At 43.6% G+C, this 10,552-nt stretch carries 8 protein-coding genes; 1 reads left to right on the top strand and 7 read right to left on the bottom strand.

Annotated features, from left to right (window positions below; genetic code table 11):
• Nucleotides 1-57: 57 nt before the first annotated feature.
• On the bottom strand, nt 58-249 hold the full coding sequence (locus JXL83_08865; GenBank protein ID MBN2364229.1) for a type II toxin-antitoxin system VapB family antitoxin: 192 nt from the start codon (nt 247-249) through the stop codon (nt 58-60).
• Between the two features lie 196 nt (nt 250-445).
• On the opposite strand from JXL83_08865, the gene JXL83_08860 reads away from it, so the two are divergent.
• Nucleotides 446-2,365, top strand: a complete 1,920-nt coding sequence (locus JXL83_08860; protein MBN2364228.1) for an aspartyl protease family protein — start codon at nt 446-448, stop codon at nt 2,363-2,365.
• A gap of 189 nt (nt 2,366-2,554) precedes the next feature.
• On the opposite strand, the gene JXL83_08855 is transcribed toward JXL83_08860, so the two are convergent.
• The 6 genes from JXL83_08855 to JXL83_08830 all read right to left on the bottom strand — a co-directional run.
• Nucleotides 2,555-3,775: an ABC transporter permease gene (locus tag JXL83_08855; GenBank protein MBN2364227.1), complete on the bottom strand. Its 1,221-nt coding sequence runs from the start codon at nt 3,773-3,775 to the stop codon at nt 2,555-2,557.
• A complete protein-coding gene (locus tag JXL83_08850; protein ID MBN2364226.1) occupies nt 3,772-4,608 on the bottom strand; it encodes an ATP-binding cassette domain-containing protein in 837 nt (278 codons plus the stop codon). Before JXL83_08850 ends, JXL83_08855 begins: the two co-directional genes overlap by 4 nt.
• A gap of 65 nt (nt 4,609-4,673) precedes the next feature.
• Nucleotides 4,674-5,615 (bottom strand): HD domain-containing protein, encoded by a 942-nt coding sequence (locus JXL83_08845; protein ID MBN2364225.1) that lies wholly within the window; start codon nt 5,613-5,615, stop codon nt 4,674-4,676.
• A gap of 51 nt (nt 5,616-5,666) precedes the next feature.
• Entirely contained in the window at nt 5,667-7,001 is a 1,335-nt protein-coding gene (locus tag JXL83_08840) for a PhoH family protein (GenBank protein ID MBN2364224.1), read from the bottom strand.
• Complete coding sequence (locus tag JXL83_08835) at nt 6,979-9,048, bottom strand: DUF2723 domain-containing protein (protein MBN2364223.1); 2,070 nt, start codon at nt 9,046-9,048, stop codon at nt 6,979-6,981. The genes JXL83_08840 and JXL83_08835 overlap by 23 nt, the downstream gene beginning before the upstream one ends.
• A 10-nt stretch (nt 9,049-9,058) precedes the next feature.
• A partial coding sequence (locus JXL83_08830; protein ID MBN2364222.1) for a hypothetical protein occupies nt 9,059-10,552 on the bottom strand: 1,494 nt, incomplete at its 5' end.

The raw sequence follows: 10,552 nt of genomic DNA, 5'->3' as shown, positions 1-10,552 counted from the left end.
TCACATTATGACCTCGAAAATATTCAATCCAAACAGAAGAATCTACAAGAACTCCGGTCATCTTTTTCTCAAACTGTTCAGGTCTATGTCCAGATCAATTTTTCCGTAATATCTTTTTAAATCCTTGATCTTTTCCCTTTGTATTAAGAATTTCAGAGCTGATTTTATCACTTCTGTCTTGGTTCGGCTCCCTGTCAACCTCATCGCTTCCTTTATAAGATCTTCGGGCAAGTCTAAAGTCGTCCTCATTTTTCCTCCTCTTATGCATATTATACATACTGTATTATGCATAATCAATCATTATATTATGCATACTGTTTTTGATTTCATAAACCTTTATAAACAACCTTTATTCATGTTATATTTTTTATATGCGAACTAAAATTGATTTGATAAATACTTTAAAAATCAATAAACCAAACATACAGAAATAAGGAAGATTTCTATGAAAAAAACAACGCTTTTCACCGCAGTTCTGGCATTTAATTTCTGTTTTTTTGCTTTTCAGAGCTGTTCTAAAAAAAGCACTGAAAACGAAGTGATTGACACCGCCTCTACCGGCCCGACCTGGTCGGGAGAACTTCTGGACCCTTATGAAATATTCGAAAAACACTACGAAGCCTTGGGCGGACTCGAAAATATCCGAAGGGAAAAATCAAACTACATAGAAGGAAATATAACGGTAGTCGGAACAGGGCTCGAAGGGACTTTCAAGCAGTGGAACGAATATCCGCTTAAAAGAAAAGAAGAAGTTGACCTCACCATTATCTCGCAGACCTCCGGGGATGACGGACAATTCAGCTGGCAGGTCGACATGAACGGAAAACTTCAAATTCAAAGGGACCCAAACACCGTCCAGGAGAGAAAAATCACCGAACTTTTAGCAGATTACGAACACATGAATAAAAACTCCGATTTTTTCACACTTACATTCCTCGGGGCGGACACCGCAAACGGCGCGTATTGTTACGTTGTAGAATTGAAAAACAGCATAAACGAAGACAGGGAATGGCGCTATTTCGACACTTCAAGTTATTATCTCGTAAAAAAAATCGATTTTAAGCATCCCTACGAGACTCACACCATATTTTCCGATTACAGGGAAATAGACGGAATTTTCTGTTCTTTCCGACAGGAAATTGAAATTATGCCGCTGAAACAGAAACAGATAATAGAAATAACCAGATACGACATAAATCCTTTTATTGAAGATGAAATTTTCATCATGCCAGAAGAAGGCACACCGGATTTCGTTTTCGCAAACGGCAAATTCTCTGAAGACATACCATTTGATTTTGTTGAAGACCACATCTATATCGAAGTGGATATTGAAGGGGAAAAAGGTCTTTGGATTTTAGACTGCGGGGCTTCGGCATCAGTCATAAGCCTTGAATACGCACAAGAACTCGGCCTTGAACTTGAGGGCACACTCACAGGACAGGGTGTCGGTGGCACGGTGGATGTCACCTTTGCCACTCTGCCACCCTTCAGTTTAGAAGGCCTGGAGTTCAAAGAACAGAGGGTCGTCGCGATCGAGATTCAGGATTTTATGAAAAAACTCTCAAGAATGAAGGTCAACGGTATTCTTGGGTATGATTTTCTGTCAAGGTTCGTCACCAAAATAGACTACGCCAACGAAAGGATTTCTTTTTATCTCCCCGAAAGTTTTGAATACAAAGGAGATGGGACAATAATAGATTCGCCTCTTGAAAGCAACATGTTCACAGTGCCGATGAGCGTGGAAGACAAATACCAGGGTATGTGGCGGCTCGACATAGGCGCGACAGGATTGTCGTTTCATCATCACTTCGCCGAAGAAAACGACCTCCTTGATATAAAAGGGATAGAGTCCATCTCTTTCGGAGCAGACGGAGAAATATCCGACAGAAGAGCGCTTTTTGATTTTGTCAGGATAGAGGATTTCGTCGTAGAGGACCTCGTCATATCCATACCGGAAGAGGAGGGCATCGGCGCTTTCGCCGACAAGCGTTACGCCGGAAACCTCGGCAACAGCGTGTTAAAGCATTTTATCCTGTATCTCGACTACCAAAAACAGCAAATCATACTTGAAAAGGGCGATGATTTCAGCAGGGATTTCCCGAGAGACAAAAGCGGTATGGGGTTATGGGACACCGAAGAAGGAGTCGAGGTGTTTTTTATCTCGCCAGGAACCCCCTCCGACAGAGCAGGTCTTGAAAAAGGCGATTTAATTCTATCCATTGACGGTAAAGACATAAATGATTTTGAGACATTGACTGAAATACGTGAAATATTCAGATCCGACGAGGGGACAAAAATCCAGCTGAAACTGAAAAGAGGGGATGAGATTCTCGACATAGAACTCGTCCTCGAAGAGTTGTTTTGATACCATGCAAATTTTTGTGTATTTTATGATAAAGAAAATGTACACCATGAGACCAGAGAAAATAAATTGTCTCCTGCACGAAGCATGGAATCAGTAATGATTAATCTTATTTGCTATTTCAAATAAGAGATCTGAACTAATCACAAAATTTACTGGTTAAATTTTATAAAGAATAGTTTATTTTCATTTTCACGATCTCAACCAAACCATTATGTCTTTGAAGCTGAATTTTTTACCGGTCATCAGGATTCCGATTCTGAATATTTTAGCGGCAATGAAAAACAGGAGGAAAATTGTCAGAACAATCAGACCGTAAGCTATTATGATCTGGTAGAGAGGAGGGGAGGATATCGTCGCCCTGAGAAACATGACCATTGGCGCCGTGAAGGGGAATAGCGAGAAAAAGACGGCAAAGGCGGAATTCGGATTCATTATTATCGCCGACACGCTTATCATCGGAAGTATGAGCAGAAATATGACCGGCATCGCGAGCTGTTGAAGGTTGTTCTCGTCCTCAGAAGCCGCTCCGAGAGCGGCGTAGACAGCCGAATACATCAGGAAACCGAGGATGTAAAAGGATATGAGATAGCCGTAAATGCCGTGCGGCAGAACAGGCACGTTGAGGTTCTGAAATCTGCTCCCTATAATTTTAAGAGAGAAAAAACTCAATGAAAGCCAGAATCCGTATTGAAGAAGGCTTGCCGCGGCCTGGCCTGATATTTTCCCTAACATCAGAGTGAAAGGTTTGACCGAGGAGAGAATTATTTCGACGGTTTTTGTTTTTTTCTCGTTAATGACAGACCTTCCTATGGACTGCCCGTATATCAATATTGTCATGTAAAGAAGCATTGTGAAAGTAATCGCCGTGAAAAAGGATGCCATAAAGTCTTGTTTCACCTTCTCACCCTCTTTGGTCAGCTTTACGGCGCTTATGACCGGCGGCGAAGTCAGAGCGTCAATTTTTGAAGGGTCGATTCCCTCTCCTATCATCCTCTGGGTTATGATGTAATTTCCAAGAACTCCTTCTATGGAAGCGACAACTGTATAGTCAGCCATGTCCTTTGTCACAAATTCGAACGTGTCTTGAGTCAGTATGCTCTCGGGGACTATTATGTAGCCGTATATAACGCCTTTCCCAACCAAAGAGTCGAGGACTTCCCTGCTGTCGTTGTTTTTGACGATGTCGATTCCTGAATTTTTAAGCCTGATCTCCATCGCCGCGGCGAGGTTTTTGTCTTCTGTGACGACATATACAGTCACTTTCTTCGCCTGGGTTCCCTTCATCAAGAGCATGGGGAAAACCGTGATTCCTATCATGAAGACGGGTCCGAGAAGAGTGAAGACGATAAAGCTCTTGTTCATGGCGACTGTCTTGAATTCCTGCTTGAGAACGCAGAAAAATTTTCTCATTTTCCCGCCTTTTTTCCGCCGACGAGGTCAATGAAAATTTTCTGGAGGGACGGCCTTGAGATTTCAAACCTTTTAACCGATATTCTCCCGGCGACCGCTTTGAGAAGATCGTCGGGCGTCTTTCCCTGCGCAATCTCAATCTCAACCCATCTCGGATAGGAAATGATGTCAGCGACGATTCCCGTGCTTTCCAAAAAACTTATATCCCCTTCAAATTCCATCGTCACTGAATTCTTTCCCAAATTTTCCTTAACCTTATCCAGAGGACCTTTGACAACTTCAACGCCTTTGTCTATGAGAAAGATTGAATCGCATATTTTCTCAGCCTGTTCCATGATGTGGGTCGAAAATATTATCGTTTTTCCCTCCTTGGATAAATCCCGAACAGTGTCTTTAATTACCTCGGAGCTGACAGGGTCAAGTCCGGCAAAAGGTTCGTCCAAAAAGAGTATCTCAGGGTCGTGGAGGACAGCGGCTATAAACTGGACTTTTTGGCTCATGCCCTTGGACAGTTCTTCTACCTTTTTTTCTTTCCAATCGGCGAGATCAAACCTTTCGAGCCATTGGTCTATTCTCTTTTCTGTATCCTTGCCTTCTTTGCCTTTGAGGGAAGCAAAATACTTCAAAACAGCAGAGACCTTGAATTTTTTATAGATTCCCCTCTCCTCTGGAAGATAGCCTATTCTGTCAAAATCATTGTTCGAGATTTTTTTTTCGTCAAAAAGAATTTCCCCGGAGTCAGGGGCGATTATGTTCATTATCATCCTTATAGTAGTAGATTTTCCTGCGCCGTTTGGACCTAAAAGGCCCATGAGTTCACCGGGTTTCACCATAAACGAAATACCGTCAACGGCTTTCACGGATTTATAACTCTTGCAGACATCTTTAAGGGTGAGAGTCAAACTTTAAAACCTCTCCTTATGGGGTTTATGCTCTCTTCTCTTTTAAGCAATTGGACTATTCCGCCTCTTCTCAGTTGAGAACGGTAATCTTCTTCGCAATCGGTGAGAATTCTGTTTAGGTAATCAATGTTTTTGTCCATATAAACAGCATACGGATTTGATTTGTCTCCTACGGCATTCAAAAAATGCAGCTCCATAAAATCAAAAACACCTTCGTATTCACCGTATATCTTGCTTTTCATAACGGTTCTGTAGAAAGTTTCAGTGTTTTTGAGAAGGTCTATTTCGCTTGGAAAACCGGGTATCCCGGCTTCGGTGAATTCCCTGAAGAGGAACAGCAATTTTTCGAGATAAAACCTGTCAGCCATCTGCGCGACGAGATCCGCCGTTCCGACTATTTTTCCGAGAATTTTCAAATCGTCTGAAGGAAAAGGAATGTCTTTCAACGGCAGTTCGAGGATAGTAGAAGCTATGATCTGAGAAGCTTTCATTCTGTCAAAATCAGTGTAACCCCTTTCCCCGAGGTAAGAAGACGCAAAGCTGATGCTCCTCTCCTCATGGCCTCTGGAAAACTTCGCCCCAGTGCCTTTGTTTTCTCCATTTTTTTGAATATAACCTATATCGTGAAACAGAGAGGAAATCAGGGCGAGGTTCACTTGTTCGTCCTTGAACTTGAGCCCTGAAGACGCCGCTCCGTCAATCAGCCTCGCCGATGCGAGAAATACTGAGGTTGAGTGTGACAGATCGTGATAGCGCGTAGTGCATTTTCTGTATCCCGGATAGTTTCCATCGAAAAGAGACACAACGTCTTTGAAAGCTTTTTTTACGCCGGTGACGTCGATTTTTTTGTAAGAAACTTTTATGGCTTCAACAGCCCTATCTAACACATCTTCCGGATTTTCGGGGAAAATAAATCTGTAGTCGGTATTCCCTCTCACCTCTTGCATAAATAGTAATTATTACTTTTCATCCCTTTTGTAAAGTTGATTTTACAAAAGGTTCGATGCGAGTTCAGCGAGAGGGGATCTGACCCCCTTTTCGAGTGTGACGTTTGCGTAAATTTCCTGACCCTTCATCTTGTCAATGAGATAAGTCAGGCCGTTGCTCCTGGAGTCGAGATACGGAGTGTCTATCTGATGCGGGTCGCCGGTGAAAACGACTTTTGTCCCTTCACCCGCCCTCGTTATTATAGTCTTGACCTCGTGAGGCGTCAGGTTCTGAGCCTCGTCGATTATGAAATAAAACCTCGAAAGACTCCTTCCCCTTATGAAAGCAAGAGGGATTATGAGCAGTTTTTCGTTGTTCAAAAGTTCTGTTATCTTCGAATACTCTTTAGAATCCGATGAATACTGGTTCTGTATGACCGAAAGGTTGTCCCAAAGGGGCTGCATGTAAGGGTCTATCTTACTCTTGACGTCACCCGGCAGAAATCCTATCTCTTTGTTCGAAAGCGGGATGATAGGCCTGGCCAGAAGAATCTGGCTGTAATACTTTCTGACTTCAAGTGCCGCGGCGAGAGCCATGAGAGTTTTTCCAGTCCCCGCTTTTCCTGAAAGGGTCGCAAGCTGAATGTCCTGATTCGTCAGCGCGTCAAGGGAAAATGTCTGTTCGGCGTTTCTCGGCTGTATGCCGTAGGCGCTTTTTCTCTCCACGAGTCTGAAAGACTTAGAAGAAAAATTATATACACCGAGAATGCTCTTGTGGTCGTTTCTAAGTATGAAATATTCGTTGGGAAGCGGAGAAATTCCAAAACCCGTCTCGGATAGACTCAGTGTTTTCCTTTCGTAAAGGGCGTCAATAGTCTCGTCGGGGACATCTTCAATGAGATTTTTTCCCGTATAAAGCTTATCCAAGTCGAGAATTTTACCGGTGAGGTAATCCTCCGCCCTGACGCCCACTCCTTTCGCTTTTATTCTCAGGTTTATGTCTTTCGTCACGAGCACGACTTTTCCCTGTCCGTGCTTTTTGGACAGGTTGTACGCCACGGATAGAATTCTGTGGTCAGGACTGTCATCCAAAAGGGTCTCCGACAGAAACTTGTCTTTTTTCATGTTCGTCTCTACGCTGACATACCCTCCGCTGTCAAGTTTAACACCCTCCGTAGTCAAGCTGTCCCCGAGAAGCGAATCGAGTTCTCTGGAAAACTCCCTGACGTTGTAGTTTATTATCTCGTTGCCTTTTTTGAATTTGTCTATTTCCTCGAGCACCGTAATCGGTATGACGACGTTGTTGTCCTCAAAAGAATAAATACACCTGAAATCGTACATTATGACGTTCGTGTCGAGTACGTAGATTTTTGCGTCATCTGATAGATTCATCTTCATTCCCCCTTACCCCGCCTGTGAAAAAAGGCGAAAGGGCCGTAAAAAGGCTGTCCGTGGAACTCAGGGATTTTATTGCTCTTTCGTAGAACGAAAACATCGCCTGGTTGTCGATGTCTCTTTTAAAAGCCGCGCTGGGCGCCGGTCTGTCAAGTGTCGCCAATCTTCCATTCTCTTCGAGATATGTTTTGTCTATTATACCCCTGTAATCGTATTCGAGCAACAGCCTCCTGTTTTCCGATGTGTCTCCGAACGCCTCAAGTAAAAGCCCTCCCCTGACCAAAATGTTTTTAAGCTCAGGTATCTCCTCGGTGGTGTAGAAATTGAAAGACGTCTTGCCCCTTTTTTCTAACAATTCGGCGAAAGAGGAATCCGGAAGGGAGATTGTTTCGATATCGTAATCTATTTCGTATATTTGAGCCAAGATGCACCTGATGACAACATCGGAGGGGTATAGAATCCTGCCGTCTTTGGTCTTTACTGCCATTGGATTTTCCCTGCAGTATTCTTCCACGTTTTCTTTCTCTATATCGAGTTCTTTCAAAAATTCTCCGTAGACTTTTTCGAGCTTGAAAGGAATTTTCCCAGAGATTTCGTCCATGTACCATTTAAGGTTCAGAAGGCTTTTATTTATGACGATCACGCCAGTGTCTGCGTTTTCGTCGTAGATCTTTGCCCCGCCGACTATTTGGATAAACCATAGCGTAAAAGTGTCGTTGTCGCCGTGGACGAGAATTATCGAATTATCTTTCGCAGACATCAGAATGTTACGTGCGAAATTTTGTGGCATGTAATTTCCAATTCTGTTCGCGTGGCCGGAAAAACCGTTATAGAGAGCTGTTACAACGCACAAAAAAGAAATTGAAATCGCCAGCGCCTTTTTCATTTCAATTAAACTTCCCAGTGAAAACGCATACATCAAAGCGAAACCAGCAGAAAAAAAATAGTCCCTTGCCCTCGCTTCCTTTGGGATGTGTGAAGGGTCGGGATCGCTCGAGCAGAATTTGAAATTGAACAGAAAAATGAGGACGAAACTCAGGCAGACAATAAAAGAAAGCAGAATCAACATATCTTTTTTGTCCCCGGATTTTATTTTAGTCCAAAGAGAATACATGAATACTACAGCGAAAAATACCATGAAAGCAGAGTTTACAAAGATCCCGAAAACACCTGAAATCCCTTCCCTGACAAAAGGGGTAAACTGCCATGACAGATAATTGAAATAAGAAGCGTTTTGGTAAGCGAAAGCCCTGAAAAATCCCCAGCCAGTCCTCTCTGCCGTGCTCCTTGCGAGAAGGTTTGCGCTGCCGTATTGCTTTCTCGCAGCCACATCAGCAAGATCTTTTAAATCTTGTATCGCCGATTCGTTTAAAACCGGTTTTTCAAGAGCCCTGAAATACAGTATGGCGTAAGAGGACACCCCCGCCAAAAAAAACAGAACGGATAAGCATAGAGCGGCGGCTTTGACTTTTAACCCAAACTTTGAAACCATGAAAGAAACAAACAAAGGCAAAGCGGCGACAAGTGCAGTGGGGTGTATTGAAAATGAGACTCCCAAAACGTAAGCTCCGGCGATGAAATACTTCATCCCTTCTTTTAGCGTTTTCAAAGACAGCCACAGCAAGAAAAACACAGTCAATGTAGAAAGGCTGTAAACCTCTGCTTCCACGGCGCTGTCCCAGACGGAAAAGCTCAACATGCCGCAGACGGAAGCGATCGCGACAAACGCTTTTTTAAGGGCGGAACCGCATCTGAATATTCGGACAAGTGATAAAAAAAGAAACAGCCCCGCAAAGGCGGCGGAAGTCACACTGAGAAAATTCACGCTTCTTGAGACCGATTCTGGGCTTTTGGCAAAAAGGCAAAACACCCTCGCCAAAGTCACATAGACAGGACTGCCGGGCGGATGAGGGACTCCCCAGCAGTATGCCGCCGCGACGTATTCCGGACTGTCCCACCATGAAATAGAAGGAGCTGATGTGACACCGAATACGACAAACAAAAATAAAAAAACCGAAGCTCCGAATACCGATTCTTTAACCGAGCGCATCGTCAGCGCTCTATCTCACCGCCGTGTCGACCAGGGAGGAATCGGCCTGTATTATCGAGTCAAGGACCGCCGAGTTTTGAACATAAAGGTTCAAAACGAATTCGGCGAATTGCGTGTCTCCTGTCTCTTTCAAAACGCCCTGGTCTATCCACTCTTTTACGAAATCGTAATCGACAGAATAAAGACCTGCATTTTCGAGAACCGATTTTGCCGTCTCCCTGTCGTTTTCTCTGAAGGAAAAAAGGCTTTGCAGTATAATGTAATCCTGCAGGGAGTTTTCCCTGAGAATTTCTTCGGAGGCTAAAAAGACTTTCCTGGCCTCTTGGTCTTCTCCGAAATACAAAAGAGTATAAACCTTTTTGGCAGTAAAAAATCCCAGGGAATAGACCGCCCTTTCTCTTTCCGCGGGAAGGTATTCCATTTTCAGCTTATTTTCCATCTCCGAGATAAACCATTCTATGGTGGAGATCGCTTCTTCTTTCATACCAGAAATCTTGTAAGCTTCGACGAGATAGTAGGTGAACTGCATCTCGTTGCCCCTGCTTATCAAATGTCCAATTTTCATGTATAAAAGAGCTTTTCGGGGATCCGACACCTCGCGATTTTCGTATTTTCTTATCTCGTTTGTCCCCATCATGAAAAATCCCGCGGCGTAATTCGAAGCGAGCCTCGCGAATTCATCGTCATAAAGAGTGTTGGGGCTTATCTTTATGTCTTGATATTCAATTTTCGATGTGTCAAGCCGTCCTTTTTCATCCAACATTTCTCCGGCGAATATGCCTCTGAATCGGAATACTTGGTTGTAAAGGCTTTCCGTATAAGGATAGTTGACGCTCTGGTACATCATTTTGTTTTCTTCCGTCTTTTTGTCCGTTACTCTGTAGACGAGTCCTTCGGCGACCATCCAGGGTTCAAGCCTAAGCATGTTTTCCTGGCTGCAGGTCGAAGAAAAATAAACACAATGACTTGCAAAAGGGTCTGTAACAGATCCGGCGAAATCAGCGAACTCCTGCTGGTCCATAAACAAGACGCTGTCAGTGAATTCAACGCCGTTCACGGCGCAGACGATAGACCTCACTGTCATGTCCTTCGGAAGCAGTACTTCAACTGGGCTTATAGCTCCGCCTCGTGACGCGAGTCTTACCGGTATGAATTCTACCGCCATTCCTATTGATATTTCGTTTAAAAGCCAGTCCTCGAAAGAGTCCTCGTTTTGTTGCGCCACTTCGATGGCGTATTCCATCTTCTGCAATTCTCCCATAGAAACCCAAATTCTCTCTTTTTCAGCGTCTCCCTTTATGTATTTTTTGTAAACGTAGTCATTCCAAGGTTCTAAAGCGGGGTTGTCGAACCTGTAGAAGTTGTTGGAATTCAATACAGGAATCCCTTTTTCAGCCCATCCTCTGAAAGCTCTCGAAAATGAAATCGGGAATCCCTGTTCGTGGATTTGTTTTATGTACCAGTTCGTGTTAAGGAGCGAAAAGTTGGCGACTATAACACCGGT

The sequence above is a fragment of the candidate division WOR-3 bacterium genome, assembly GCA_016934535.1.
Lineage (GTDB): Bacteria > SDB-A > SDB-A > SDB-A > SDB-A > JAFGIG01.
Note: the sequence above shows the minus strand (reverse complement) of the source record. Positions and strands in the feature narration are given on the sequence as shown.

What these genes read in the sequence shown, in the direction of transcription:
- JXL83_08850 (MBN2364226.1), bottom strand. Translation starts at nt 4,608, where the DNA reads ATGGTGAAACCCGGTGAACTCATGGGCCTTTTAGGTCCAAACGGCGCA.
- JXL83_08840 (MBN2364224.1), bottom strand. Translation starts at nt 7,001, where the DNA reads ATGAAGATGAATCTATCAGATGACGCAAAAATCTACGTACTCGACACG.
- JXL83_08860 (MBN2364228.1), top strand. Translation starts at nt 446, where the DNA reads ATGAAAAAAACAACGCTTTTCACCGCAGTTCTGGCATTTAATTTCTGT.
- JXL83_08865 (MBN2364229.1), bottom strand. Translation starts at nt 249, where the DNA reads ATGAGGACGACTTTAGACTTGCCCGAAGATCTTATAAAGGAAGCGATG.
- JXL83_08855 (MBN2364227.1), bottom strand. Translation starts at nt 3,775, where the DNA reads ATGAGAAAATTTTTCTGCGTTCTCAAGCAGGAATTCAAGACAGTCGCC.
- JXL83_08835 (MBN2364223.1), bottom strand. Translation starts at nt 9,048, where the DNA reads ATGCGCTCGGTTAAAGAATCGGTATTCGGAGCTTCGGTTTTTTTATTT.